We start from the raw sequence: 25,632 nt of genomic DNA, 5'->3' as shown, positions 1-25,632 counted from the left end.
GCGGGACGCGGGCGGTCGTGCCACGGTGACCCGGACGCCGCCCGGCGGTTCGTCCGCGTGACGATACCCAACCACCCCGCCGAATGGCGGTAACCGACCCGCCACGCACCGACGGATTCCCCCACCGGTGGTCCCGCGCCGACCGGCTCCCCCGCCCGCACAGCGGGTCGGCCGGCCGACCCGACGCGGGTGGCTCCGCCCGGCTCCCGCCCGACCGTCCCCGGTCCGGGGTGGTGGCTCCGGTCATACGAGTAGCCTCGGGGCGTGTACCGGTTCCTCCTGACGCCCCGCTGGCTGGGCTACCTCGTGCTGGCGCTGGTCGCCGCCGCGGTGATGGTGCAGCTCGGCAACTGGCAGCTCGACCGTTACCAGGGACGCTCCGCGATCAACGAGCGCATCGATACGACCGCGCGGATGACGCCGGTGCCGCTGCGCGACGTGCTCGCCGCGCCCGCCGGAGCGGCCGGCACGACCGGGGCCGCGCCCGCCGCCGAGGACGTCTGGACCCGGGTCACCGTCACCGGGCGGTACGACCCGGCGAACTCGGTCTGGATCCGGGGGCGCAGCCTCGAACGTCAGGTCGGCTTCGAGCTGGTCACCCCGTTGCTGCTGCCCGACGGCTCGGCCGTCCTGGTGGACCGGGGCTGGGTGCCGCCCACCCCCGGCGGGGACGCGACCGCGCGGCCCGAACTGCCGGCCACGCCGGGTGGCCAGGTGACCGTGGTCGGCCGGGTCCGGCTCAGCGAGAGCGGCGCGGGCGGCGTCGAGCGGCGTGACGGCCGGTTGGAGACCCGCCGGATCGGCGTCGGTCAGCTCGCCCGGGAGTTGCCCTATCCGCTCCACGGGGCCTACCTGCTGCTCGACGAGCAGACCCCGGCCGCCGAACGGGTCTTCCAGGCGGTGCCGGTGCGGCACGAGAACAACTGGCAGAACCTCGGCTACGTGGTGCAGTGGTGGCTCTTCGCCGCGATGACACTTGTCGCGTACGGCTGGGTGGCCCGTCGGGAGGCGCACCGGCTGGCCGGCATCCGCCGCCCTTCCGGCGACCGCCTCGACGAGGCCACCGACGCCGGGGACGGGGACGTCGGCGACCGGGGCGCGGAGCCCACCGGCAACGAGGTCGGTGAGCCGACCGGCGACCGGGTCGGGGAGACCACCCGGACCGGTCCGGTCTGACGGTCGGCCGCAGCTCGGTCAGCCGGCGGCCGACGTCGGACGCAACGCACGGACGGCGTCGATGGTGTCGGCCTCGGCGGCGCTCTTGTCGTCGCGGTAGCGCACCACCCGCGCGAAGCGCAGCGCCACCCCGCCCGGATACCGGGGGCTGGTCTGCACGCCGTCGAAGGCGATCTCGACCACCTGCTCGGGGCGGACCCGCACCACGTACTCGCCCCGCTCCACGGCGAGTGAGAGGAACCGCTCGGTCTGCCAGCGCAGCATCTCGTCGGTGAGCCCCTTGAAGGTCTTGCCGAGCATGACGAAGCCGCCGGTGGACGGGTCCCGCGCACCCAGGTGGAGGTTGGACAGCCAGCCCCGACGGCGGCCACTGCCCCACTCCACGGCCAGGACGACCAGGTCGAGGGTGTGCCGGGGCTTCACCTTCACCCAGGCCGCCCCGCGCCGGCCGGCGTCGTACCGTGCGTCGGGGGACTTGACCACGACGCCCTCCTGGCCGGCGGCCAGCGCGCCGGCGAACGCCTCCGCCGCCGCTTCCGGGCTGTCGACCTCCGTCCGCCCGACCAGCAAGTCGACGTCGACCGCCCGAGCCAGCGCGGCCCACCGCTCCCGCCCCGGCAGGTCGATCAGATCCTCGCCGTCGAGGTGCAGCAGGTCGAAGAAGTACGGCGTCAGCACGGTGCCGCCGGTCGTGGCGGCGGCGGCGAGCACCGCCGGGGCGACCGGGGCCCGGCCGGTGGTGCTGCCGGTGGTACGCCGGGCGGCCCGGCTCGACGTCTCCTGGAACGGCAGCGGTCTGCCGGTGGCGTCGAGCCCGATCGCCTCCCCGTCGAGCACCAGTTCCCGGGCGGGCAGCGCGCGGACGGCCGCCACCACCTCCGGAACCCGCGCGGTGATCTCGTCGAGGCTGCGGGTGAAGACGGCGATGTCGGAGCCGGAGCGGTGCACCTGGATCCGGATGCCGTCGAGCTTGACGTCGACGACGGCGGGGGTGCCGGTGGCGGTGAGCGCCTCGGCCACCGTGGGCGCGCTCTGGGCCAGCATCGGGGCGAGCGGACGCCCGACCCGCAGCCCGAACCCGGCCAGCGCGGCGGCGCCCCCGTCGAGGGCGGCGACCGCCACCGCGCGGAGGTCACCGGCGACGAGCAGGGCCCGACGGACCGCGCCCAGCGGCACGTCGGCAGCGCGGGCGACGGCGTCGGCGAGCAGCCCGGCCTGCGCGCCCTGGCGTAGCTCGCCGCTGAACAGACCGACCAGCAGGCGCTGCTCGGCGGCGGTGGCCGCGGCGAAGAGCGCGTGCAGCAGGGCACGGCGGCGGGCCTGGGAGCCCGGTCCGTGCACGGCGGCGATCTCGTCGATCGCCCGGTCGACCGAGGCCACGGTGAGGGTCGGCACAGCGGCCGGCGGGGGCAGGTCGCGAAGGCTGGCCCCGCCCACGCCGGTCTGTCGCTGGCGGAGTTCGCCGGCGAGCCAGCCGGCACCGGCCGGCACCTCCACCGGATCGAGCGCGCGCAACGCCCCCGCGAGCAGTTCCACCTTGGCCCGACGGCCGCTGGTGGCGCTGACCGCGGCGGAGGTGGCCGCCAGGTCGAGGAACCGCACGGCTCCCATCCTGCCAGCCACCTCCGACGACACCGACGATCAGGCCGAGACCGGCTCCTCGATCCGCAGGCCACGGTCCCGGACCTGACCGGCGACCCGCGCCAGGAGGGCGTCGAGCGCGACCAGCGCGGTGGAGAGTTCACCGAGCCGCTCACGGAGCGTCTCGTCCGGCCAGGCGGAGACGTCCACATCCCCCAGGGCGCTGACGGCGGCCTCCAGCCGCACCATCACCTCGTTCGTACTCATGTTCGAGAGGTTAGCGTACGACCGTCCCTGACGTGCCAAAATCCCGGAAATCCGGCTGCGTGTCCGGTCAGTTCCGCTTCGTGCCCGCCTCGGCCACCCCGGCCAACAACAGCGCCTCGGCCAGACAGACCCGGGCGAACTCGCCGAGGTGCAGACTCTCGTTCGGCCCGTGGGCCTGGGCGTGCGGGTCCTCGACGCCGGTCACCATGATCGCCGCCTGCGGGAACATCTCCTGGAAGGTCGCGATGAACGGGATCGAGCCGCCGATCCCGATCTCCACCGGCTCGGTACCGTCCCAGGCGCTCCGGAAGGCGGCACGGGCCGCGTCGAACAACGGGCCGGAACTGTCGATCACGCAGGGCGCGCCGTCGTGTTCCAGGGTGACCGTGACCTGGGCCCCCCACGGGGCGTGCCGCTCCAGGTGGTCCCGGACGGCCTGGAAGGCCCGCTTCGGGTCGTCGCCCGCCGCCAGCCGTACGCTGATCTTGGCCTTGGCCGCCGGGACCAGGGCGTTCGGGGCCTCGGCGGTGGCCGGGGCGTCGATGCCGAGCACCGCCAGCGCGGGCCGGGACCAGAGCCGGTCGGTGATCCGTCCGGTGCCCAGCAGCGACACCCCGTCGACCAGGCCGGCGTCCGCGCGGAACCGCTCCTCCGGGTAGTCGACGGTCGCGTCCGCCGCCCGGGTCAGCCCCTCGACCGCCACGTCCCCGGCGTCGTCGTGCAGCGTGGCGAGGAGGCGGGACAGGGCGGTGAGGGCGTCCGGGACCGGGCCGCCGTACATGCCGCTGTGCACGGCGTTGCCGAGGGTGCGCACCTCGACGAAGAGGTTGACGATGCCGCGCAGCGAGGTGGTCAGCGCCGGCACGCCGACGTCCCAGTTCATCGAGTCGGCGATGACGATGACGTCGGCCGCGATCTCGTCCCGGTGCTCGGCCAGCAGCCGCTCCAGGGAGTCGGAGCCGTACTCCTCCTCACCCTCGACGAACAGCACCACCCCGACCGGCAGGGCGTCACCGAAGGCGCGCAGCGCGGCGACGTGCGCCATGACGCCGGCCTTGTCGTCGGCCGCGCCCCGACCGTAGAGGCGACCGTCCCGCTCGACCGGCTCGAACGGGTCGGACTCCCAGCGGGACCGGTCGCCGACCGGCTGGACGTCGTGGTGGGCGTAGAGCAGCACGGTGGGCGCCCCGGGCGGGGCGGGCCTCGTCCCGATCACCGCGGGCTGCCCACCGGCACGCACGATCCGGGCGGCCAGGCCGCAGCCGCGCAGCAGCTCGGCCACCGCCTCGGCGGATCGCTCCACCTGCGCGTGGTCGAAGCCGTCGAACGCGATGCCGGGGATGCGGACGAGGCGTTCCAGGTCGGCACGGACGCCGGGCATTTCCCGCTCGACGGCGACCCGCAGCTCGGACTCGGTCATGATCGGAGTGGTCATGACCGGCATCGTATGCCGGCCCTGTCCGGGCACGCTCCGGCGCACGAAGTAGTACCGGCCGTCGTGCGGCAGGGTCGGTGCGCCGTCCACCACGAGATCGACGCCCGCCGCCGTACCGTCTGCGGTGAAGTGGGCCCGCTCCCCCGCGTGCCAGCGGCGCAGCTCGGGCAGGATCCCCGCGCCGTCGCGGGCCACCGCGCGCGCCAGCCGCAGCTGCGCCGGTGCGGTGACCAGGACCGACAGGGTCGTCTCGGGGCGGATCTCCCGGCGGGCCGCGCTGACCCCCTCCACGATCAGCACCGGCGCGACCGGCACCGGGACCGCCCGGGGCAGGAACCGGCGGCGCACCCAGCTGTAACGGTGGTAAGCGCCCGGCCGGCCGGCGCGCAGCGGGGCGAGCACCTCCTCGGCGAGCCGGGGCCAGAAGGTGAACTGGTCGGCCCAGCCGTCCAGCAGGTCGTCGGTGTGCACCACCGGGGGCCGGTCGCCGTCGGAGAGCACGGCCAGGGCGTCCGCGAGGCGGTCGGCGAAGACGCTCTTGCCCGCGCCGCTCGGCCCGTCCACCGCCACCAGTCGGGTACGCCCCAACCGTGCCGGCCGGGCCAGTACCCGCCGGGCCAGTTCCGCGTACGCCTCCACCACCGCCACCACGTCCGCCGACGCTACCGATCGGGTGGCGGGACGGGGTTCGCCTGGCGGGTGGTCGCCCGGATCGGCATGATCGGTTCGTGTCCCATTCCGTGATGAGTCCCGGTGTCGACGCCCTGCTCGAACAGGCGCGGGCCGGCGTACGTCGGTTCACCCCGCACGAGACCATCCAGGCCGCCGGCCGGGGCGCGCTCGTGGTCGACACCCGCACCGACCGGCAACGTCACGAGCAGGGCGAACTGCCCGGCGTGGTGGTGGTCGACCGGACCGTGCTGGAGTGGCGGCTGGACCCGGCCAGCGCCTGGCGGATCCCCGAGGCCACCGGGTACGACCTGGAGGTCGTCGTCGTCTGCCGACAGGGCTACAGCTCCAGCCTGGCGGCGGCGAGCCTGCGGGCGCTCGGACTGCACCGGGCGACGGACATGATCGGCGGAGTCGAGGCGTGGCGGGCGGCGGGCCTGCCCTTCTCCGACCGCCCCGCCGACGTCCGTCACTGAGCCACCGCTCGGCGTCCCGGCTCGCCCGTGGCCGACCGGCCACGACCCACGCCCTGTCTCGGCCCCACGCCCGGTCACGACCCCATGCGGTCACGACCCATCCGGGCACGGCGGCACGTCCGGCCACGGGGTGCCGGCGCTCGGCCTCAGCCGGGCGGGGCGCCCGGGGGGATGAAGGGCAGGCCGGGTGGGGGGCCGGACTCGACGAGCCGCCACAGGGCGTCGGTGTCCAGGTGCTCCTCGACCAGGTCGCCGAGGATGTCGAGGCCGCGTTCCCGGGCGGCGGCGAACGAGGTGGCCGGGGCCGGTCGGAAGCCCCGCCGCCCGGCCTGTCGCCCCACCTCGGCGAGGAAGCGGCGGCGGAAGTCGTCGGACTCGAAGGCCCCGTGCCAGTGCGTGCCGTACACCGTGCCGAGCAGGGCTCCCTCGCTCCGTCCGTCGGTGTGGGTGAGCAGCGGGGGCAGGTCGGGGTCGGCGGCGGAGACGTACCCGTGGTGGATCTCGTAGCCCTGGACCTTGACGCCGTCGAAGGCGACACCGGCCGACTGGCGGACGGTCTTGCGCGGGTCGAAGGTGATCTCGACGGGCAACAGCCCGAGCCCCGGCACGCTGCCCCGCCGGCTCTCCACCGGGTCGTGGATCGCCCGCCCCAGCATCTGGAAGCCGCCGCAGATGCCGAGCAACGGCTTTCCCGCCGCCGCGTGGGCGAGGACCGCGTCGGCGAGCCCGGTCTCCCGCAGCCAGGCGAGGTCGGCCACGGTGGACTTCGAGCCGGGCAGGACGACCAGGTCGGCGGCGGCGAGTTCGGCCGGCTCGACGGTGAGCCGGACCCGTACGCCGGGCTCGGTCGCGAGCGCCTCCACGTCGGTGGCGTTGCTGACCCGGGGCAGCCGGACGACGGCCACGTCCAGCCACTCGTCGCCGTGCGGGGCGGCCGGCCGGCCGAGTACCCGGCCGTAGGCGAGTGAGTCCTCGGCGTCCAGCCAGAGGTCGAGGTTCCAGGGCAGCACCCCGTACGTGGGGCGGCCGGTGACCTGACGCAGCATGTCCAGGCCGGGCCGGAGCAGACCGAGGTCGCCCCGGAACTTGTTGACCACGAAGCCGGCGACCAGCGCCTGGTCGGCCGGGTCCAGCAGGGCCACCGTGCCGAACATCGAGGCGAACACCCCGCCCCGGTCGATGTCGCCGACGACGATCACCGGGAGCCCGGCGTGCCGGGCCAGCCCCATGTTGACGTAGTCGCCGTCGCGCAGGTTGATCTCGGCCGGGCTGCCCGCCCCCTCGCAGATCACCACGTCGTACTCGGCGCGCAACTCGGCGAGGGCGGCCCACGCCGTCTCGGCGAGCCGGGGACGCAGCACCCGGAAGTTGCCGGCGGTGACCGTGTCGACCGCCTCGCCGAGGAGCACCACCTGACTGGCCAGGTCACTGCCGGGCTTGAGCAGCACCGGGTTGAAGCGCAGGTCCGGAGCGATCCCACAGGCAGCGGCCTGCATCGCCTGCGCCCGACCGATCTCGCCGCCCCGGCCGTCCGCGCCGACCACCACGGCCGAGTTGTTGGACATGTTCTGCGCCTTGAACGGCGCCACCCGGACGCCCTGGCGGTGCAGCCAGCGGCAGATGCCGGCGGTCAGCACGCTCTTGCCGGCGTCCGAGGTGGTCCCGGCGACCAGCAGCCCGCCACTCATGCCGCTCCCCCTCTCCCCGACCCGACCCGCGACGCGCCCGACCGGGTGCCCCGCACCAACGCCACCGCAGCCTGCGCCGCCCGACCGGGCACCGCCCGGCCCAGCACCGCCCGGTCCGCCCACGACCGGGCTACCGCCCCGACTGGCACCGCTGGGCCCGGCACCGCCCGACCCAGCACCGCCCGGCCCACCGCGACGGCGACCGCCAGCGCGAGCGCGGACCGGCCGACCGCACCGGAGATCCGGGCCGCCCGCCGCAGGTGCCGGGCCTCCGGCCGGGGGCCGTCCCCGAGGAACGGCCGCACCTCGGAACGCCCGTAGTAGACGTTCCGGCCGCCCAACCGCACTCCGAGCGCCCCGGCCATGGCCGACTCGCACTGCCCGGCGTTGGGGCTCGGATGGTCGTTGCGGTCCCGTCGCCACACGTGCCAGGCCCGCTCCCGGTCGCCCCGCGCCACCGGGGCCACGGCCACGGTGAGCAGCCCGGTCAGCCGGGCCGGGGCCAGGTTGAGCAGGTCGTCCAGGCGGGCGGCGGGGGTGCCGAAGCGGGCGTACCGGGCCGAGCGGTGACCGACCATGGCGTCCAGGGTGTTCGCCGCCCGGTAGCCGAGCAGGCCGGGCAGGCCGGCGACCGCCCCCCAGAACAGCGGTGCCACCACGGCGTCGGAGGTGTTCTCCGCGACCGACTCGACGGTGGCACGGGCGAGTTCCGGCTCGTCCAGGACGGACGGGTCGCGTCCGCAGAGGTGGCTGAGCCGACGCCGGGCGGCGGGCAGGTCACCGTCGCGCAGCGCCCGCCCCATCACGTCGGCCTCGTGGCGGAGGGTACGACCGCCGAGCACGGTCCACGTGCCGGCCGCCACCAGGACCGCACGGGCCACCGGTCGCCGACGGGTGGCGAGCGCCCCCGCCGCGCCGAGCAGCACCGGCACGCCGACCGCGAGCGCGGTGAACGCCGCGCCCGCCGCCCGGTCCGGACGGTAGAGACGTCGCTCCAGGGCACCGGCGGCCCGGCCGAATCCGGCTACCGGGTGCCACCGGCGCGGGTCGCCGAGGAACGTGTCCAAGGCGTAGCCCGCCACCAGCCCGGCCGCGTCGGCAACGGTGACTGCCTGCCGCACCCACACCACCTCCGGCCGGTAGCCTAGCCCGCACCGCCCAGCCTCCCGGGCACGGCGGACGGGGTCACAGCGCCGCGACCGAACGGTGGCGGAGCGTGCCCGACGGCCCTTCGCACGAGCGCCGACGCGCCTCCGGTGGGCCGCTCTCGCTCGGCCGGGCCGAGACGCCGCCGCCCGGGTGGGGAGCCGGTCGGAGAGCCGTCACCCCACCCGATTCCGTCCGTCGCGGACCGGGCGCCCCGGCCCGGGACGGTTCGCTCAGGCCGGTACGGGTCGCCGGACCGGACCGGCGACGTCGCCCCGGACGCTGCCGCCGCTGCCCCGGCTGCCGCGCCGTCCCCGGCGCACCGGCGGGGCGACCTCCTCCGGCGTTCCGGTCCCGCCCGGGAACCCGGTCTCCCCGGGCGTCCCCGTTCCGCCGTCGAGCCCGGTCCCCGTCCCGCTGTCGAGCCCGGTTTCCTCGGGCAGCGGGTCGAGTTCCCCGACCGACCTGGTCGCCTCCGCCCCGACCGGCCGCTCCGACAGGTCGTACGACTCCGACAGGTCGTTCGACTCCGACAGGTCGGCCAGTTCGTCGTCGACGAACCCGGCGGTCACGCCGGACGACCCGCCAGCGCCGGTCACCGGGTAGGCGGTGCCGGGCAGCGGCGGAATCGAGTCGTCAGCCGGGGTGTCGAAGGGGTCGGGACCGGGGCCGACCGGGCCGGTGGCGAACCGGGGCAGCCGACGCGGGTCACGCGGTACCCGAAGGTCGAGGTCGTCGTCCAGCGGGCGGTCGTCGACCGGGACGGGCACCTCGTCGCCGGGCACGGGCTCGGTCGGCACGCCGTGCACGCGCCGCTCCGCCTCGGCGTCCTCCACGCTGCTGGTCGCCGGGCTGGGACGGTTGCGCAGGAATCGGCCCCGGCCCCGGGCGAGGTCGTGCCCGACGGTGACCGCCTCCATCTCGTAGAGGGTGCGCTGGTTGCCGGCGTCGTCGATCCAGTCCCGGGTGTAGAGCCGGCCGGCGACCACCACCGGATCGCCGACCATCACCGAGGCGGCGACCCCCTCGGCGAGCTTGCGCCAGCAGTTGACGCGGACCCGGAGGCTGTTGCCGTCGACCCACCGGCCGCTCTCCCGGTCGAGGCGGCGCGCGGTCGAGGCGACCTTGAAGTTGGCGACCAGCGTGCCGCTCTGCGTGGTCCGCCGCCATTCCGGAGCGGTCAGGACATTCCCGACTATCGTGACGTAGGTATCGAACATCATCCCTCCAGGGGATCGTGGCCTGCGGTGACGAGTCGACTCGCCGCCGAGCCTGTCCGACCGCCACCCGGCGGTCCACCCTCGTCCGCCCACCTGTGGACAACCCGACCGGCTGTGGACAACGCCCTGATCAAGGTCCCGGTGTGCTAGGTCCACCGGCCCTGGCGCGCCCGGCCGCACGGCGGGCGACGATCGGATCGCCCGGAGTCGCCGGGGCGGTTTCCGCGGGGAGGACGGCTGGGTATGGGTTCGGTCAAGCGGAAAGCGTCCACGCGTACCGCAGGAGAAGCCGACATCGGCGGGGGCCGGCACCGTCCGGAAGCCACCGCGCCGCGTCGTCCAACGGAAAGGTCAGCGACCATGTGCAGAGCAGCCTCGTCCGGTATGACCATCGCCACCCGGCGTGAGGTGACCCGATGAGCGCCGTCGCGAATCCCGCCACCGTCGCCGAGTGCCTGCGCGTCGGTGCCGGGTTCTCGCAGGGTGACCGGAACTGGATCGCCGAACAGTTCGCCACGCTGGACGCCCGGCTCGCCTCGTTCCACGCCGACGCCACCGAACTGGAGGTGTCGGTGAAGGACCGGGAGGCCCGGGGGCAGAAGGTCACCCTGGAGTGCTGGATCGCGGGTCGACAGAAGATCGTCACCACCTCCGCCGAGGAGGACCTGCACGCGGCACTCAACGACGTCCGCGACGACCTGCGCCGCCGGCTCAACGACGCGAAGACCCGGCAGGAGCCCCGGCACAACAAGCACCTGCGGGAGGAGGGCCACTCCGTCACCGCCGCCCCGTCGGACGACGACGCGGAGGCGCCGGCCCAGACCGGCGTCGCCTGACCGCACCACCCGTCGCCGCCCACCGCCCCCCGGTGGGCGGCGACGTCGTGGGTACGTGAGATAGATACGGGTCTACCGTCGGGTAACCAGTGGGCGTAGCGTGACGGGAGTGGAACCGGACGTACTCGGATCGCCCTTCGAGCGGTACACGATCGAGCTGGAACCCGACGACGAGGGCCCGGTCGTCGCCACCCTGGTCCGCCGCCGTGCCGAACGCCCGAGCCGGCGGGCCGTGCTCTACGTGCACGGCTTCGTCGACTACTTCTTCCAGAGCCACCTGGCCGAGTACTGGACCGACCGGGGCTGGGACTTCTACGCCCTCGACCTGCGCAAGTACGGTCGCAGCCTACTGCCGCACCAGACGCCGAACTACTGCCGGGACCTGGGCGACTACTTCCCCGAACTCGACGCCGCCGCCACCTTCGTCCGCACCGGCGACGGCCACGACACGCTGCTGGTGATGGGCCACTCCACCGGCGGCCTGCTCGCCGCCACCTGGGCACACGCCCGCCGCGACGCCGGCCTCGTCGACGCGCTCCTGCTCAACAGCCCCTTCTTCGACATCAACGCGCCCTGGCTGGTCCGCCGCCCCCTCGCGGCGACCGTGACCCGGCTCGGCCGTGGCGCGCCGCACCGCATCGTCCCCTTCGGTCTGGGCTCGGTGTACGGCGAGTGCCTGCACGCCGACCACCGGGGCGAGTGGCGCTACGACCTCAGCTGGAAGCCGCTCGCCGGGTTCCCGGTCCGGATCGGCTGGCTGGCCGCGGTCCGCCGGGCGCAACGGCAGCTCCGGGCCGGGTTGGACATCCCGGTGCCGGTGCTGGTCGCCTGCTCCACCCGCACCTTCCGACGTCGACGGTGGCACGGTTCGGCGATGCTCGCCGACGCCGTCCTGGACGTGGCGCACATGGTCCGCTGGGCTCCCCGGCTCGGGCCACGGGTGACCGTGGCCCGCATCGACGGTGGCATGCACGACCTGACCCTCTCCGGCCCCGCCGTACGGGAGAAGGTCTTCGCCGAGATCGACCGGTGGGTCGCCACGACCCTCGTCAGCGCCGACCGTTGACCGGGGCGGCACGGTGTCGCACCGATCCGCCGCGCCCCGTGCCACCGCGACACCCCCGGTCAGCGGTACCCTCTTGGCGCACACCCGGTACGGTCCGGCCCCGCCGGACCACCACGCCATGCGCCTGTAGCTCAGCGGATAGAGCAGGGGACTTCTAATCCCAAGGCCGCAGGTTCGAATCCTGCCAGGCGCGCAGCACCTTCCACCGCCGATTGCGTCGCGTGCCGCCTCCACGGCAAGCACGACCCTTGGCGGGTTACTCCTTCGCCCGCACCAGCGAGACTTCCTGCACCTGGCACGAGCCTGCACTTACGTCGTTCGGGTGAGTTGTCCCGTATTTCAGCTCTATCGAACAGTCGGCGATCAGGCGCGTGATTCCCGGGTACCAGGAATCCGATCTCGCGTAATGCTGCTGCAACGCCGGGCTGGAAGAAAAAGTGTCGATGATGTAGGCCCGCCATCCCCACTCGCCCTCCGCATTCAGGCTTCGCCGACGAAGCCAGATCCACTCGAAGGCATCCAAGACCATCTCCGCCATAGCCTTGACCCTCTGGCGGTTCGGGTCATCGACAGCGACCGGCTTACCTTCATAGAAGTACGGCCGCATCTCCGGGTACTCCACGAAGGTCTTGTCCAGTTCCCTGAACAGGCCGATGGCGCCGTAGTAGGTGGACACGTGGTGGGACTGCCGGGACAGACGATAGGTGTAGATCGCGGACAGCAGCGAGGCCGCCAGCGCCGCGACTGCCAGGTAGTCGGACGGTTTCATCTGGAACCCCTGGACAGCGTCACGGACACGAGTCGCATCATCGGCAGTTCCCCCGGCGGCCAGGGGCATGGCGACAGCAGGACCGCCCGCACACCCGACGACTTCGGTTTCGCGTCTCGCAACACACGCATACCGACATTGTCTCGACGGCCGCAACCCGATCCGCCGGTCCGGCACCCTCACGGAGATCGAATGGTCAGGACGGCGTGGCCACGCCGACGATGTGAAACGACAGGTTACGCAGGTGTTCCGGCTGCCCACGCCATCGAGGTGCGCCGTTGCAGGCACGCGCCGCGCGGACGTCCGTAGCGGAGGCGGCAGGGCGCGAAGGCGGGTAGGGCACCATTTGTCGCCTCTTCGGCGGAGCGGTCGCCACACCGACGCAGCGGTCAGGCCGCCCGGCTCAGACCTACCCGCCATCACCGAACGGACCATTCCCCGCCGCTGCTCAGCGAGAAATCCCCATAACGGTCCGCCGTCGGCCACACCTGCCGCCGCGATTCGGCAAGTATCCACTCAGGACTTGGGAATGATCTTCTTCACTATCCATATTCATTGATTGTCATCACTCCGGTGAGCTTGGATGAGCGCGCACGGTCCAGTTGGGAACGCTTCCACCACGATCCCAGGAGATCCCCTTGCCCCGATCCCTGCTCCGGACGCGCCGACCACGCGGTCTCGCCGTCGCCGTCGCGGCCCTCCTGGCCACCGCCCTCGCGGTGGTCCACCCCGCCCCCGCCCTGGCCTGGGGGCCCGGCGCCGAGCCGACCCAGCCGTACGCGCTGCCGGCCCTGCCCGACGTGCCCAAGCGCGGCTGCCAGTCGACCGTCGCCAACCCGGCCGCCCCCACCGGGGCGACCAACGCCCTCCAGGTGGTCTACGCCTGGCACGACGGCAACGGCAACAACTACGAGGCCAACGTCGAGTACATCGCCAAGGTGGTGGACCGGATCGACTGGGCCTTCGACCAGTCGTCCAACTACGACCAGCATCTCAATCTGAGCTGCCGTACCGGGTACGACACCAGCACGTACGCCGGCTATGCCCGGTCCCTGGTCGTGCCCGAGAAGATCGACGCCGGGGCCAACCCGAACACCCCGGCCAGTACGGTCCGCAGCGACCTGATCTCCGCCGGCTACCAGGACAGCAACCGGATCTACCTGATCTTCACCGACTTCGCGTCGAACTCCGACGCGTACCTCTGCCCCGGCGGCGGGACCTCCAGCGGTACGCACTGCTCGGCGGTGACCGAATCCTGGACGGTGGGGGTCGGCGGGCACGAACTCTTCCACGTCCTCGGCGCGCCGCACGCCTGGTTCGCCGAGACGGGACAGCCCTACTACCAGGACATCATGTACGGCTGGTGGGACAACTGGAACGTCGACCCGGGTTTCCGCAACTACTACGACCCGAGTGAGCTGTCCGCCCAGTTCTACATCGACAACCACCCGTCCTCGACGCTGGGCAACATCGCCAACCACCCGATGCTGACCGCGCCGGTCTGCTGCGACACCGGCGCCAGCAACGACCTGCTCAGCGCGGAGCAGCGGACCGTCGAGGCGGCCACCCCGGGCAGCAGCACGTCGACGTTCACCTCGTCCGGCGGCTGGCACCAGGTCACCCCGGCCTGCGGCGTCGCCGCGAACTCCTGCATCTACTCCGACGGCCGCCGGTCGGTGCAGTTCAACACCTACAGCGGCCCGCACAACGCGTCGTCGATCGCGTTGTCGAGCCGTCCGGCGGTCACCTCCGGCCGGACGTACAAGGCGTTCGCCCGGCTGCGCAGCGCCACCTCCGTGGACGCGCAGCTCCAGCTTGCCTGGTACAACGCGGGCGGAACGCTGCTCTCCACCAGTTCCGGCAGCACCTCCACGGTCACCGGCAGCTGGGTGGAGTACCGGGTGACCGGCACCGCCCCGGCGAACGCCGCCAGCGTGCGGGTCACCGTGGCCGTGCCGAACCAGAGCACCACCGGCAACCACGCACTGACCGTGGACAGTCTCCAGCTCAACGACTGCTCGGCGAACACCGGCGGGGTCTGCCGCTACGACAGCTGACGGACGCCCCGGCCCTCACCCGTGGCACCGGCGGCACGCCCGCTCCGCGTGGGCCGTCCACCGGCGGCACGCCCGGCCCCGCCGGTGGACGGCACACAGGTCGTCCACCGGCGGGGGCCGGGGCTGCCGGGCGTACGGTCCGGCGGTCAGCGCAGTCGGACGTCCTCGACGACGGGGAAGTCGTACCAGGTGACGTCGAAGGGTGCGCCGGCTTCCGGCACCACCGGGTAGAGCGCCCAACTCGTCGCCTGTTTGCCGGGTGCGAGGCTGAAGGACTCACCGGCCCGCGTCGTGGCGCACCAACTGCTCTCGGCGTACACGGTCCTGTCGTCGGAGGACAGCACGACCTTCGACGAGATCCGGTCGATCTCGACGACCGGACAGGCCAACGGCCACGCGATCAACGAGTCGTTGCGGTACCTGACGTTCAGCTTGAGCTTGCCGTCGGCGACCTCGGCGCTGACCAGCGTGACGCTCAGCGACAACGCGTCGTAGACCACCTCGTTGATCTGGTACGTCCCGGGTTTGACCTGCTCGGGCGACGCGGAAGGCTCCGGCGACTCCGGCTCCGGCTCCGGTGACTCCGATCCCGGCGACTCCGACGACTCGGAGGACGGCGACGGCTCCGACGATCCGGTGACGGTCGGGGTGGGGTCGGGCGACTGGGATGCGTTGCGGTTGGCGAGGTACGTCCCCCCGACCGCACCGACAACGGCGACGCAGGCCATCACCGCGATGACGACCAACGTGCCGACGTGCCTCTTCTCCACGGCGGGCTCCGACTGCTCAGGGGGCATTGGCCGTGAAGGTAGCACCGAGGTCACAGCCGCCGGCGTGCCGTCCGCGCCGGTGCCCCGGCAACCCGGGTCGACCGCCGGGGCACCGGGGCCGACCGCCGGATCAGCCCGGCCGGCTGCACGAAGATCGAACGTCGGGCGACCGCGTCGCCCTTCGCGTCGAGCTGGTATCCGTCGAGCCACACCCAGCCGTCGAAGGTGACCCAGTCGAGCACCCGGATCACCCGGAACAGGAACGGCCGGACGAACTGCACACTGGCTTCCCGGTTCACCTCCACCAGGTCACCGGCCCCGAGTGTCACGCCCACCGGAGCCACGGCACCGGCCCGTACGTGCTCATCGGGTCTCCCCGGGCCAGTGCAGCCGGCGGATCGGGATCCGGTGCCGGATCCGGCAGGGCAGGTCCGCGCCGCAGCGGCAGGTGATCCGCCGGAGGATGTGGTTCCACGCCGGCCCGTGCCGCCGCGCCAGCGTCAGCGCGGTGGCGGTCAGGTAATGGTCGTACGACACACGCATCGGGTGTCCTTTCCGACAGGAATACGTCGCGCCACCGGATCGCCACTGGCGACAAGTGTGCTCGACGGGCGCCGGCGACATTTCCGCAATCGTCGACCGCCAGCGCGACGTCCACAGAATGCGACCCCGCCACCACCTTGCGCAACACCCCGCGCCCCCTTAGCCTCTTTTCCTTGAAACGCGCGAGGAATGCAAGAGAAATGCACGCGGGAAGAAACGTCCGCTGTTGCAGGAGGAATGTGGTGATGTTGCATGACGGATGAAACGAGCGGTTCCACCGTCCCCCGCCGCCAGCTCGGCCGGCTCCTCACCGAGCTGCGGGAGGAGGCCGGGGTGAGCCTGGACGCGGTGGCCGAAGCGCTGGACTGTTCCCGGCAGAAGGTCTGGCGTGTCGAGAAGGGGCTCGTGCCGGTCCGCGTCGTGGACGCCCGCGCCATGTGTGAGCGCTACCGCGTCCCGGCGGACCTCACGGCCATCGTCGTCGGCCTGGCCAAGGAGACCCGCGCCAAGGGCTGGTGGCATTCCTACGGCGACGTCGTCCCGTCGTGGTTCTCCCTCTACGTCGGCCTGGAATCGTCCGCGTCCTCGCTGCGCCATTACGAATCCGAATTGATCCCGGGGCTGCTCCAGACCCGCGAGTACGCCGACGAACTGTTCCGCCGGAAGAATCCCCACCTGAGCACCGAGGAACGGGAAAAGCTGGTCGCGGTGCGGTTGCAGCGGCAGCGCATCCTCGTCCGGCGGCTGCCCAGCGCACCGGCCCTCACCGTCGTCCTCAGCGAGGCGGTGCTGCGGCGCACCATCTCTGACCGGGCGGCAATGGCCGACCAGCTACGGCACCTGCTCGACGTGGCCGCGCTGCCGAACGTCCACCTCCGGGTGCTCCCGCTCGCCGCCGGTCCGCCCCTGGCCAGCGAGACGGGCACCTTCGTCCTGCTCGATTTCCCCCAGGCGTTCGGCCGCGCCTCGTCCGAGCCGACCACGGTCTACGTCGAGAACATCACCGGCGCGCTCTACCTCGACCGGCCGACCGAAGTGGCGGCCTACGAACACGTCTGGCGCGACCTCGAAACGCTCGCGCCGACTGAGGCAGAATCAGGAAGGTTGATCAAATCGATCATCGAGGAGCATCATGACTGATCGTGCCGGTGCCGTCTGGCGCAAGAGCACCCGCAGCGGCGGAAGCGGCGGCAACTGCGTCGAGGTGGCCCACCACGTTCCCGGCGTCGTCGCCGTCCGCGACAGCAAGGACCCGGACGGCCCCGGGCTGGCCTTCCCCACCGACGCGTGGTCCGCGTTCCTGCGCGGCCTCCCCCGGCGGGGATAGCGGCACCGGGGGTCGGGGTTCGTGCCGGTCGCGGTTGGCCTCGGCGACTGCCGGCCGGCGCGGCGCGACTGTTTATATTGACGTGCACCGATACCTGCGTAAGATCACGCAGACAGGTGCAGGCCGATCTCCAGGCTCGCCGCCCCCGTGGCGACACCGCGCCGGAACCAGCTACGAGAGGCGGAGCCCATGTCGATACCGCGTCGCATCGGTGTCGTGACGGCGGCAGTGGTGCTGGGCAGCACCGTGGCCGCCCCGGCCGCCCAGGCGGACTTCACCTTCTACCGCACCGACCCCCACGTCGGCGCCTGCTGGGACAAGGTCACCGCCTACGGCGGCGTCTACCAGGTGAGCAACAACCTGCTCAACGGCACCGGCGGCTGGCACACCGCCCGGGTCCTGGTCAACCGGCCCGGCGTCGGCATCCAGTCCGACCAGAGCTACACCGCCGCGCCCGGGGAGTGGAAGGTCGGTGCGATCGCCCACGTGGCCATCGTGCCGAACGACGACTACCTGGTGCACCTCGACGGCGTCCAGGTGGTGGGCATCCCGGCGCACGGCATCCCGTACTTCATGAACCACTGCAAGGTGAAGGAGTCGCCGTCGGTCAAGGTCCGGCAGGCGCTCAGCTACGGGCTCGCCCAGCTCGACTCGATCTACGTGGGCTGCGCGGCCGGGACGTACCGGTTCGGCACCGTACCCACCGGCACGCTCCACCACGACGGCAGGACCTGCGGTCAGAGTCGGGTCTACAAGCAGCCCGCCGGGGTCAAGGGCTACGACTGCTCGGGCCTGATCCACAAGATGTTCCAGCACGCCGGGGTGTACTTCCCCTGGACCAGTTCCAGCGCCATGAAGTCGGGTATCCCCCAGGTCGCCAAGTCGCAGATCCAGGTCGGCGACCTCCTCGCCAAGAACGGCCACGTCGCGGTCTACCTCGGTGACGGGGACGGCGACGGGGTGGCATCGGTCCTCGAGGCCACCCCCAAGTGGCAGAACGCCGACGGCACCTGGACGGGTGTGGTGATCAGCAGTGCCACGAACTACCTGAACAGCTCGGAGTACACCGCGCACCGCGTTCCGGGGATCTGAACCGACGCCCGACCGGTCCACGGCCGCGAGGAGTCCCGCCGTCACCGACGGCGGGACTGCCCTTCCGGCGGACCGGGGACGGTTCAGCAGCCGGCGGTCCGGGTGTAGTTCCTGGTCCCCCAGTAGAGCGCCAGGTTGCCGCTGAACCGCACCTTGATGTCGCTGCCGTTCAGCCGCTGCTCGTAGTGCAGGTGCGAGCCGCTGGAGCCGCCGCTGTTGCCCACGTACCCGATGGTGGTGCCGTAACCGACGCTCTGGCCGACCGAGACGTTGAACCCGCTCAGGTGGGCGTAGTAGGTGGTGTAGCCACCCCCGTGGTTGATCCGCACGTACCGGCCGTAGCTGGTGTCACCGAGATTGGTGACGATGTCGACGGTGCCCGGGGCGCTGGCCTTGACCGCCATGCCGTGATCGTTCGTCCGGTTGAAGTCGATCGCGTACGCCGGGCTGTGGTTCGTCCGGGTCTGCCCGGACCACGTCTGGTTGCACGGGAACGGCGCCCGGAACGACGGTGCCGCCGCAGCCGGCGACGCCGGGACCAGCACGCTGGCCGCCAACATCACACCGGCGCCGATGGTGCTCGCCAGACGGATCCGCATCTGAACCTCCATGATGATCAAGGTACATACCTCGATGCATGGTGCCAGGGAATCCCATCTGTGGGAAGGCTCGACCTCGAGGCCCGCTGAAGCGCATCCCGTGTCGCGCCGGGCTCATGGCCGAGGGCAGAGAACGCAGGCAGCACGCCACGACCGGCCGAGGTGATCGCCCCTCGACCGCACGGACGCCGCCGGCGGCAACGAGCGCTCCCGGGCGACAGGTCGGTCACGACGGGGCATCACCGGCGCCGGCGGCGCGGTCGCCCACCGGGTACGGGTGGCCGGTCCCGCCGGCGCGTCGGGGCGCTGCCTCACGCACCGGCGGGACCGGGACGGGTCAGCAGCCGGCGGTCCGGGTGTAGCTCGTGGTGCCCCAGTAGTACGCCAGGTTGCCGCTGAACCGCACCTGGATGTCGCCGCCGTTGAGGCGCTGCTCGTAGTGCAGGTGCGAGCCGCTGGAGCCGCCACTGTTGCCCACGTACCCGATCGTGGTGCCGTAGTCGACGGCCTGGCCGACCGAGACGTTGAAGCCGCTCAGGTGGGCGTAGTAGGTGGTGTACCCACCCCCGTGGTTGATCCGCACGTACCGGCCGTAGCTGGTGTCACCGAGATTGGTGACGATGTCGACGGTGCCCGGGGCGCTGGCCTTGACCGCCATGCCGTGATCGTCCGCCCGGTTGAAGTCGATCGCGTACGCCGGGCTGTGACCGGGCCGGGTCTCACCGGACCACGCCTGGTTGCACGGGAACGGCACCCGGAACGACGGTGCCGCCGCAGCCGGCGACGCCGGAACCAGCACACTGGCCGCCAGCATCACACCGGCACCGATGAGACTCGCCAGACGGATACGCATCCGAACCTCCACGTCAGTAGATTCACTGCCTTCAATGCATATTGCCAGTGATCCCCGACGGTGAGAAGTCCTGGTTCCGGGGCGCGCTACAGGTACTTTCGCATCTGGAGGGAGACGACCCGGTAACCCATCTCCTCGTACAGGGCGCGGGCACCGGTGTTCTGGCCGAAGACGTTCAGGCCCACGGACACCACGCCCGCCTCCCGACACCACCGGTCGACGGCCTGCATGATCCGCCGGCCGTACCCCTTCCGGCGCAGCCCCTCCCGCACCTCCACGTCATAGATGAAGGCGTGCGGGCCGTCCGACTTCTGCTCGGTGTGCAGCCACAGGATGCCGACCTCGACGTCGTCGTCGTAGACGGTCCAGAGCCGGTGACCCGGCGTACGTGCCCCGGCGGGCAGCAGCCGTCGGTGGTCCGCGCGCGCCTTCTCCTGCGCCTCCGGCAGGGGCATCGAACCGCTGGCGGCGATGCTCTCCGCATAGCCGGCCACGGCACTCTCGTCGTAACGGTCGTACTGTTCCTCGGTCATCGGTTCGAGTCGAAGGCTCTGCATGCCCGCACGATAGGCGTCCGGCCCCGGATCCGGGGTCCGTCGCGGCCGTCCTGCTGGTCCCGGCCTGTGTCGACCTGGCGCTACGCGCCGTCCTCCTCGGCGAAGGACTCCGGCTCCGGGGCCCCGCCGGGCATCCGGTCAGACCACGGCGAGGAGCACGGCCTGCCCGGCGTCGGCCGCCGCGAGGTAGAAGGTCCGCAACTGGGTGAAGTTCGGCGCCAGGTACGTGTCGAACACGTCCTCCTCGTCCCAGATGTGTGGATAGACCTCGGCGGCGTCCAGCGTGGGCCCGTCGTACCGGGAGCGGAGCGTGTCGACGGTGATCGGTGTGAGCGCGGCGGCGACCGTCCGGACCTGTTCCGGGCCGAGCAGCCGGGCCGGGCCGTAGCCGGCCTCGTCGCCGACCGGTTCGCCGCCGAGCACCGCCTCGCCGGCCCCACCGGTGGCCTCCCAGGCATTCCCGGCCAGCAGGAAGTGGATCCCGTGCCAGGCCTTGTCCAGGTCGAGTTCCGGCCCGGCCCGGTCGGCGTGCAGCAGTTCGGTGGCGAGCGAATGGTCGGCCAGCAGACGCTGGTGGTCGGCGACGGTGAGTCGACGCCCGATGAGGATCATGCCCATGGCCGACAGTGTGCCGGCCACCGCCGACGCACCCCGGCGGTAGGGGTGGTGGGCATGCCCCATGATGGCGCGCATGATCAAGGTGAACCACCACCAGCACCACGGGCGCAAGCGCAAGCGCGACTACTGCGACAGCTGCGGTGACCTCCCGAGCTGCAACGGCCCCAACTGCGACGGCCCGGACTGCTGCAACTTCGGGCTCTTCTCCTTCCTGCTGACGCTCGGCGCGACGACCGCCCGGGTGGCTCCCACCCCGCTGGTCGACCGGGCCGGCCGGGCGGCGATCCTGGGCTACCGTCGCTGGCTGTCGCACCGCTGGCCCGGCCAGTGCCGCTTCACCCCGACGTGCAGCGCGTACGGCCTGACCGCCGTGGAGCGGTACGGCCTGGCGGTGGGTGGTCGGATGGCCGCCGACCGGCTCCGCCGCTGCCGCCCGGACGTGCCCCGGGGCACCGCTGACCCGGTGCGCTGACGTGACCCGTTGACCTGGTCCGGCTCGGGGCGCCGACCGGACCGGCGACCGCAACCGGCTAACGTGGAGCGGTGACCAGTCACCCGGATGCGATCGAGGCGATGGAACGGTTCGTCGCCCGGATCGCCCGCTTCGATCCTCCGGACAGCTCACCCGTGCTCTCGGTCGAGTTGCGCAGCGGGCGGCTCCGGGGCCGGTTCGAGCTGACCGAACGCACGGCGGCGGCGCTCGTGCAGGCCCTGGCGACCTGGAGCGACCCGGACGACGCCGGCCAGTGCGACCACTGTGGCGGCCGGATCGGGCCCGACCTGGGTTGCCGGGACTGCGGTCACCTCAACGGCATCTTCGGCGCGACCGTCGCGCACCACGCGGCGCGGGTCGCCGCCCGCACCGAGGACTGACCACGCCGGAGCACCGGCACCGGGTGCCGGCCGTCCGCGCCCCGCCGGGCAGGTTCGCTGACCGGCCGAATCGGGGACACTGCGTGCTATTCTCCCGCCGCCGCCCCCCTCGCGCGCCCGTACGGATCACTGCCGGAAGGACGCCTCCGGAATGTCGGTCGTCACCACGCCGTCCTCTGCGGTGGGAGTACCGGGCCACCTCACGGCCGTCCCGTCGCCGCCTGCCCCGGCGCCCTCGGAGAACCCGGCCGCCGACGCGCTGGGCAAGCTCTTCACCACCCTGCCGATCATGCTGCGGTTGACCTGCGGCGTGGCGAGCGCCGCAGCCGCCCTGGCGGTCCGTACCGAGCCGGTCGATTCGGGGCTGCTGGTCGTCGTGGTCGGCATCCTCACCGGCTGGTCGGTCTGGTTCGCCCGGGCGGGCAGCCGGTCCGGGCTCACCGGCGGCCTGATCGCGGTGGACGTGACGCTGACCGTCGCCGCCTGCCTGCTCATTCCCCGTCTGGTCGCCCCGGCGGTGCTGCCCGGCGAGGTGAGCTGGGTGGCGATCCTGGCCAGCACGTCGGTGATCGTCGCCCAGCTCGCCCTGCGTCCACGGTGGGCGGTGCCGGCCGGCCTGCTGGTCGCCACCGCGTACGCGCTCGGCGCGCACCTGGCCGGCAACGACACCGAGGCGGTCATGCACGCCGCCACCCTCACCGTGCAGACCGCCTCCGCGACGGTGTTCGCCGCCGTACTGCGCCGGAGCAGCCGCCGGGCCGACCGGGTCTTCGCCGAAGGGCAGCGGGTCGCCCGGGACGCGGTGATCGCCCGGACCGCCCGGGAGGCCGAACGCCGACAGAACCGGGACCTGCACGACACCGTCCTCTCCACCCTGACCATGGTGGGGCTGGGCGCGGTCCGCTCCGACTCCACGCTGCTGCGTGAACGGGCCGCCGCCGACCTGCTCGCCCTGGCCGCCACCGAGCCGGCCGTCGACCGCCCGGTGGCGTTGGACCACCGGCTGCGCGGGGTGCTCGCCCGCTTTCCCGACCTGCCGGTGACCGCCGAACTGCCGGCGGCCACCGTGGTGGTGCCCGCGGCGGTGGCCGGCGCGGTCACCGAGAGCACCGCCGCCGCGCTGACCAACGTGCAGCGACACGCGTCGGGCGCGGCCGTGCGACTGCGCCTGACCGGGACCCAGGACGGTGTCGTGGTCGAGGTGTCCGACGACGGGCCGGGCTTCGACCCGGCCCGGGTGCCGCCCCACCGGTACGGGCTGCGCGAGTCCGTCCGGGGCCGGATGGCGGCGGCGGGTGGCCGCGCAGGGGTCGACTCGGCTCCCGGCCGGGGCACCCGGATCACCCTGGAGTGGCCGGATGCCGGCTGAACTCGCCACCGGCGGCGCGGCGTCGACGGCCGGAGCGGCGGTGGCGACCAACGCCGACCGGGGTGCCCGGATCGCGGCGGTGCTGATCGCGTACGGCTGGCACCTGCTGATCAGCCTGCCCGCCGTACTGCTGACCTGGTCGCAGCTGCGGTGGCCGTGGGTGGTCGGCGGAGGTTGGCTGGTGGTGGCCGTGGTCGGGGCGTTCGCGGCCCGGCGGTTGCTGCGCGACCTGCCGCTGCCGGCGTTGCCACTGGTCGTCGGGCTGCTGTTGGTCGACGCGGTGGTCTTCCCGGCCAGCGGGGAGGCGCTGCTGTTCCACTCGGCGAACTGGGGTTGGGGCACCGTCGGTTGGTTCGCGGTGCTGTTCTGCTGGGGACGGCCACTGCGGGACCTGGTCGCCACGATCGCGGCCGGGGCGGTGGTGGCGCTGGTGGCGGTGCTCGCGCAGGGCGCGGATGCCGCCGACCTGAGCCGCTACGCGATGTACGTGTACGGCGTGGCGGTGCTACCGATCGCGCTGGCGGTCGGGGCGACGGCCCTGCGTAGCCTCGCCGCCGAACGGGCTCGCGCCGCCGCGACCAGCGCGGCCGTCACCGCCCAGCGGCTCGCCGCCGCGCACGCCCAACGCGACCGGCGGGACCGGCTGGCCCTGGTCGACGCCGCCGCCGGCGAGATCCTCGCCGATCTCGCCGCCGGGCGGGCCGACCCGGCGGACCCGCTGGTGCAGCGGCGCTGCGCGCTCGCCGCGGCCCGGCTGCGCCGGCTGATCGCCGAGTCCGACGACGTGCCCGATCCGCTCCTGCACGAGCTGCGCGCCAGCGCGGACCTGGCCGAACGGCGGGGTGTGGCGGTCGACCTGATCACCCTGGGCACGCCACCGCCGCTGCCGGTGGAGATCCGCCGACGGTTGGTCGATCCGCTCACCACGGCCCTGGCCCAGGCGGACGACCGGGCCCGGCTCACCGTCCTGGCGTCCCCGGACGCCGTGGAGATCAGTCTGGTCACGCCGGACCGGGGCACTCTTGAGGAGGTCGCGTCCCCACCCGGGAACGACCCGGTCGAATACGAACAGGAACGCGACGGGGAGGTCAGATGGACCCGGACGCAGTGGCGGGCCCGGTGAACGACGGGGCGACCGGACCCGCTCCGGTGCGCGTGGCGATCGTCGACGACCACCCGGTGGTGATCGAGGGGATCCGGTCGTGGCTGGTCGTCGACCCACGGTTGACCGTGGTCGCCACCGGCGACGACCCGGACGTGGTGCTGCGGAACGCCCCGGACGCCGACGTGGTCCTGCTGGACCTGCGACTGCACGGCCGGATGGCGGTGGACGGGGTCGCCGGACTGAGCGCGGCGGGACGGCGGGTGGTGGTCTACTCCGAGCACACCGACCCGGCGACGATCCTCGCCGTGCTGGACGCCGGGGCGGTGGCCTTCCTCGCCAAGCACGAGGGACGGGAGCACTGCGTGGCCACGCTGCTGGCGGCGGCGGCCGACCGGCCGTACGTGCCGCCGGCCCTGGCCGGTGCGATGGTCGGCGACGCCCGTCCGGGCCGGCCGGCCCTGTCCGACAAGGAACGGGAGGCGCTGCTGCTCTGGTTCCAGTCGATGTCGAAGGCGTCGGTGGCCCGCCGGATGCGGATCAGCGAACACACCGTCAAGCAGTACGTCGACCGGGCGCGGATCAAGTACACCCGGGCCGGGCGGCCGGCCGCCACCAAGTCGGCGCTGCTCGCCCGAGCGATCGAGGACGGCCTGATCCGTCCGGAGGAGATCGGCGTCTATCAGTCGTACGCGTCGTCCGACCGGCCGACCCCCTAACGGGTGTCATGACACCGGCCGGCCGGCCGGGAACTCTCGACGGCAGACCGCCCGCACGACGCGTCCGCCGGGAGGCCGTGATGACAACCGACGACGGTTCCCCCTTCTTCATCGCACCGCACCGGTTCGACGCGTCCGAGGCAGCCGACCAGCCGGTGCTGGACCGGCACCACGAGCCGGTCCCCGAGCCGGGTGAGCAGGTGCTCGCGCGACACCGGCTGGCCCTCGCGGGCCACCTGCTCGGCCCGGCCGACGACCGGCGGCAGTGGTCGCTCACGCCGACCGCCACGGTGACCGTCACCGACCGGCGGATCGTGCACTACTGCGGTGACCTGGCCCTCGCCCCGGTCGACACCGGCCCCCGGCACCGGCTGCGGGCGGCCCGCCCGGTCAGCGGGCAGATCCGCTGGCAGTGGCCGTCCCGGCTGGAGCTGCGTCCGACCACCCCGGACGGCACCGCCGACCTGCTGGTCGTCTGCGACGCGCTGCGGACCATCGCGCAACCCGCGCTCGCCCTCGGCGGTCCGGCCCGGGAGATCGCCGCGCTGGCCCGGCTGGTCCGGCGGGCGGTCGCCGCGTTCCGGCTGGCCAACCCGATGGTCGTGGAACTGTCGGTGGCGGAGCGGGACGTCCTGCTGCACCGGGCGGGCACCGGGTCGGTGGTACGCGGCGTGCCGGTCACCCTGCCCGGGTCGCTGCCGGTGGAGTTCCTCAGCCGCGACGACTACTACTACCCCGCGTCGGCCCGGCTCCGCCGCGCTGCCCGCCGACCGACCGCCGACCGCCCCGGCTCGGCCTGCTGACGTCCCCCCGTCCATCGTGGA

At 73.0% G+C, this 25,632-nt stretch carries 26 protein-coding genes, 1 tRNA gene and 3 pseudogenes; 15 read left to right on the top strand and 15 right to left on the bottom strand.

Annotated elements, in window-relative coordinates; all coding sequences use genetic code 11:
• Window positions 1-264 precede the first annotated feature (264 nt).
• A complete protein-coding gene (locus AB0F58_RS16710; RefSeq protein ID WP_357143161.1) occupies window positions 265-1,176 on the top strand; it encodes an SURF1 family protein in 912 nt (303 codons plus the stop codon).
• Between the two features lie 18 nt (window positions 1,177-1,194).
• Here the strand turns inward: AB0F58_RS16710 and AB0F58_RS16705 are convergent, their stop codons facing one another.
• From AB0F58_RS16705 to AB0F58_RS16690, 4 genes and pseudogenes are all read right to left on the bottom strand, one after another.
• Window positions 1,195-2,787 (bottom strand): ATP-dependent DNA ligase, encoded by a 1,593-nt coding sequence (locus AB0F58_RS16705; RefSeq protein WP_357143159.1) that lies wholly within the window; start codon window positions 2,785-2,787, stop codon window positions 1,195-1,197.
• Between the two features lie 30 nt (window positions 2,788-2,817).
• Window positions 2,818-3,024 carry a hypothetical protein gene (locus AB0F58_RS16700; RefSeq protein ID WP_357143156.1) on the bottom strand — a complete coding sequence of 69 codons (207 nt, stop codon included), beginning with the start codon at window positions 3,022-3,024 and terminating at the stop codon, window positions 2,818-2,820.
• Window positions 3,025-3,091: 67 nt separating this feature from the next.
• Window positions 3,092-4,459 carry a dipeptidase gene (locus AB0F58_RS16695; RefSeq protein WP_357143154.1) on the bottom strand — a complete coding sequence of 456 codons (1,368 nt, stop codon included), beginning with the start codon at window positions 4,457-4,459 and terminating at the stop codon, window positions 3,092-3,094.
• Window positions 4,437-5,196: pseudogene (locus tag AB0F58_RS16690) on the bottom strand (hypothetical protein); the annotation flags it as partial. The pseudogene AB0F58_RS16690 and the gene AB0F58_RS16695, both read right to left, overlap by 23 nt.
• A 6-nt stretch (window positions 5,197-5,202) precedes the next feature.
• Between AB0F58_RS16690 and AB0F58_RS16685 the strand changes: the two are divergent.
• Window positions 5,203-5,604 carry a rhodanese-like domain-containing protein gene (locus tag AB0F58_RS16685; protein WP_357143283.1) on the top strand — a complete coding sequence of 134 codons (402 nt, stop codon included), beginning with the start codon at window positions 5,203-5,205 and terminating at the stop codon, window positions 5,602-5,604.
• A 146-nt stretch (window positions 5,605-5,750) separates the two neighbouring features.
• Here the strand turns inward: AB0F58_RS16685 and AB0F58_RS16680 are convergent, their stop codons facing one another.
• The 3 genes and pseudogenes from AB0F58_RS16680 to ssb all read right to left on the bottom strand — a co-directional run.
• On the bottom strand, window positions 5,751-7,292 hold the full coding sequence (locus tag AB0F58_RS16680; protein ID WP_357143152.1) for a cobyric acid synthase: 1,542 nt from the start codon (window positions 7,290-7,292) through the stop codon (window positions 5,751-5,753).
• A 155-nt stretch (window positions 7,293-7,447) separates the two neighbouring features.
• Window positions 7,448-8,413, bottom strand: a pseudogene (locus tag AB0F58_RS16675) (cobalamin biosynthesis protein); the annotation flags it as partial.
• 768 nt (window positions 8,414-9,181) lie between these two features.
• A pseudogene (ssb, locus tag AB0F58_RS16670) lies at window positions 9,182-9,658 on the bottom strand (single-stranded DNA-binding protein); the annotation flags it as partial.
• Between the two features lie 416 nt (window positions 9,659-10,074).
• Here ssb and AB0F58_RS16665 point away from each other — a divergent pair.
• The 3 genes from AB0F58_RS16665 to AB0F58_RS16655 all read left to right on the top strand — a co-directional run bounded on the left by AB0F58_RS16665 (window position 10,075) and on the right by AB0F58_RS16655 (window position 11,753).
• Window positions 10,075-10,494 carry an HPF/RaiA family ribosome-associated protein gene (locus tag AB0F58_RS16665; protein ID WP_357143150.1) on the top strand — a complete coding sequence of 140 codons (420 nt, stop codon included), beginning with the start codon at window positions 10,075-10,077 and terminating at the stop codon, window positions 10,492-10,494.
• A 109-nt stretch (window positions 10,495-10,603) separates the two neighbouring features.
• Window positions 10,604-11,560 (top strand): alpha/beta hydrolase, encoded by a 957-nt coding sequence (locus AB0F58_RS16660; RefSeq protein WP_357143148.1) that lies wholly within the window; start codon window positions 10,604-10,606, stop codon window positions 11,558-11,560.
• 120 nt (window positions 11,561-11,680) lie between these two features.
• Window positions 11,681-11,753 (top strand) — tRNA-Arg (locus AB0F58_RS16655).
• 63 nt (window positions 11,754-11,816) lie between these two features.
• Here AB0F58_RS16655 and AB0F58_RS16650 read toward each other — a convergent pair.
• On the bottom strand, window positions 11,817-12,329 hold the full coding sequence (locus AB0F58_RS16650) for a hypothetical protein (RefSeq protein ID WP_357143146.1): 513 nt from the start codon (window positions 12,327-12,329) through the stop codon (window positions 11,817-11,819).
• A 638-nt stretch (window positions 12,330-12,967) separates the two neighbouring features.
• Here AB0F58_RS16650 and AB0F58_RS16645 point away from each other — a divergent pair.
• Window positions 12,968-14,386: a hypothetical protein gene (locus AB0F58_RS16645; protein ID WP_357143144.1), complete on the top strand. Its 1,419-nt coding sequence runs from the start codon at window positions 12,968-12,970 to the stop codon at window positions 14,384-14,386.
• 146 nt (window positions 14,387-14,532) lie between these two features.
• Here AB0F58_RS16645 and AB0F58_RS16640 read toward each other — a convergent pair whose 3' ends face one another.
• The 3 genes from AB0F58_RS16640 to AB0F58_RS16630 are packed head-to-tail and all read right to left on the bottom strand — an operon-like array spanning window position 14,533 to window position 15,699.
• Entirely contained in the window at window positions 14,533-15,156 is a 624-nt protein-coding gene (locus tag AB0F58_RS16640; RefSeq protein WP_357143142.1) for a hypothetical protein, read from the bottom strand.
• Window positions 15,157-15,206: 50 nt separating this feature from the next.
• Complete coding sequence (locus AB0F58_RS16635; RefSeq protein WP_357143281.1) at window positions 15,207-15,485, bottom strand: hypothetical protein; 279 nt, start codon at window positions 15,483-15,485, stop codon at window positions 15,207-15,209.
• Between the two features lie 34 nt (window positions 15,486-15,519).
• Window positions 15,520-15,699, bottom strand: a complete 180-nt coding sequence (locus tag AB0F58_RS16630) for a hypothetical protein (RefSeq protein WP_357143140.1) — start codon at window positions 15,697-15,699, stop codon at window positions 15,520-15,522.
• Window positions 15,700-15,951: 252 nt separating this feature from the next.
• Here AB0F58_RS16630 and AB0F58_RS16625 point away from each other — a divergent pair, with 252 nt between their 5' ends.
• From AB0F58_RS16625 to AB0F58_RS16615, 3 genes are all read left to right on the top strand, one after another.
• Entirely contained in the window at window positions 15,952-16,839 is an 888-nt protein-coding gene (locus tag AB0F58_RS16625) for a helix-turn-helix transcriptional regulator (RefSeq protein ID WP_357143138.1), read from the top strand.
• A complete protein-coding gene (locus AB0F58_RS16620) occupies window positions 16,832-17,026 on the top strand; it encodes a DUF397 domain-containing protein (protein WP_357143136.1) in 195 nt (64 codons plus the stop codon). Before AB0F58_RS16625 ends, AB0F58_RS16620 begins: the two co-directional genes overlap by 8 nt.
• Window positions 17,027-17,242: 216 nt before the next feature.
• Window positions 17,243-18,118, top strand: coding sequence for an NlpC/P60 family protein (locus AB0F58_RS16615; protein ID WP_357143134.1), 876 nt, complete (start codon window positions 17,243-17,245; stop codon window positions 18,116-18,118).
• A gap of 83 nt (window positions 18,119-18,201) precedes the next feature.
• Here the strand turns inward: AB0F58_RS16615 and AB0F58_RS16610 are convergent, their stop codons facing one another.
• From AB0F58_RS16610 to AB0F58_RS16595, 4 genes are all read right to left on the bottom strand, one after another.
• A complete protein-coding gene (locus tag AB0F58_RS16610) occupies window positions 18,202-18,729 on the bottom strand; it encodes a M23 family metallopeptidase (RefSeq protein WP_357143132.1) in 528 nt (175 codons plus the stop codon).
• A 325-nt stretch (window positions 18,730-19,054) separates the two neighbouring features.
• Entirely contained in the window at window positions 19,055-19,570 is a 516-nt protein-coding gene (locus AB0F58_RS16605; RefSeq protein ID WP_357143130.1) for a M23 family metallopeptidase, read from the bottom strand.
• An 86-nt stretch (window positions 19,571-19,656) separates the two neighbouring features.
• Window positions 19,657-20,127, bottom strand: a complete 471-nt coding sequence (locus AB0F58_RS16600; RefSeq protein WP_357143128.1) for a GNAT family N-acetyltransferase — start codon at window positions 20,125-20,127, stop codon at window positions 19,657-19,659.
• Window positions 20,128-20,265: 138 nt separating this feature from the next.
• Window positions 20,266-20,820, bottom strand: a complete 555-nt coding sequence (locus tag AB0F58_RS16595) for a YfbM family protein (protein WP_357143126.1) — start codon at window positions 20,818-20,820, stop codon at window positions 20,266-20,268.
• Here AB0F58_RS16595 and yidD point away from each other — a divergent pair.
• The 6 genes from yidD to AB0F58_RS16565 all read left to right on the top strand — a co-directional run bounded on the left by yidD (window position 20,819) and on the right by AB0F58_RS16565 (window position 25,611).
• Entirely contained in the window at window positions 20,819-21,217 is a 399-nt protein-coding gene (gene yidD / locus AB0F58_RS16590; RefSeq protein ID WP_357143124.1) for a membrane protein insertion efficiency factor YidD, read from the top strand. The two genes, AB0F58_RS16595 and yidD, sit on opposite strands and share 2 nt — an antisense overlap.
• Before the next feature lie 71 nt (window positions 21,218-21,288).
• The gene (locus AB0F58_RS16585) at window positions 21,289-21,618 is read left to right on the top strand and encodes a hypothetical protein (protein WP_357143122.1); all 330 of its coding nucleotides are present in this window, start codon (window positions 21,289-21,291) and stop codon (window positions 21,616-21,618) included.
• Between the two features lie 151 nt (window positions 21,619-21,769).
• On the top strand, window positions 21,770-22,987 hold the full coding sequence (locus AB0F58_RS16580) for an ATP-binding protein (protein ID WP_357143120.1): 1,218 nt from the start codon (window positions 21,770-21,772) through the stop codon (window positions 22,985-22,987).
• Window positions 22,977-24,110, top strand: coding sequence for a hypothetical protein (locus AB0F58_RS16575; protein WP_357143118.1), 1,134 nt, complete (start codon window positions 22,977-22,979; stop codon window positions 24,108-24,110). The genes AB0F58_RS16580 and AB0F58_RS16575 overlap by 11 nt, the downstream gene beginning before the upstream one ends.
• Complete coding sequence (locus AB0F58_RS16570; protein WP_357143116.1) at window positions 24,080-24,808, top strand: response regulator transcription factor; 729 nt, start codon at window positions 24,080-24,082, stop codon at window positions 24,806-24,808. Before AB0F58_RS16575 ends, AB0F58_RS16570 begins: the two co-directional genes overlap by 31 nt.
• A gap of 80 nt (window positions 24,809-24,888) precedes the next feature.
• Window positions 24,889-25,611 carry a hypothetical protein gene (locus AB0F58_RS16565; RefSeq protein ID WP_357143114.1) on the top strand — a complete coding sequence of 241 codons (723 nt, stop codon included), beginning with the start codon at window positions 24,889-24,891 and terminating at the stop codon, window positions 25,609-25,611.
• Window positions 25,612-25,632 lie beyond the last annotated feature (21 nt).

Origin of the sequence: Micromonospora sp. NPDC023956, assembly GCF_040639195.1 — a bacterium.
Lineage (GTDB): Bacteria > Actinomycetota > Actinomycetes > Mycobacteriales > Micromonosporaceae > Micromonospora.
Note: the sequence above shows the minus strand (reverse complement) of the source record. Positions and strands in the feature narration are given on the sequence as shown.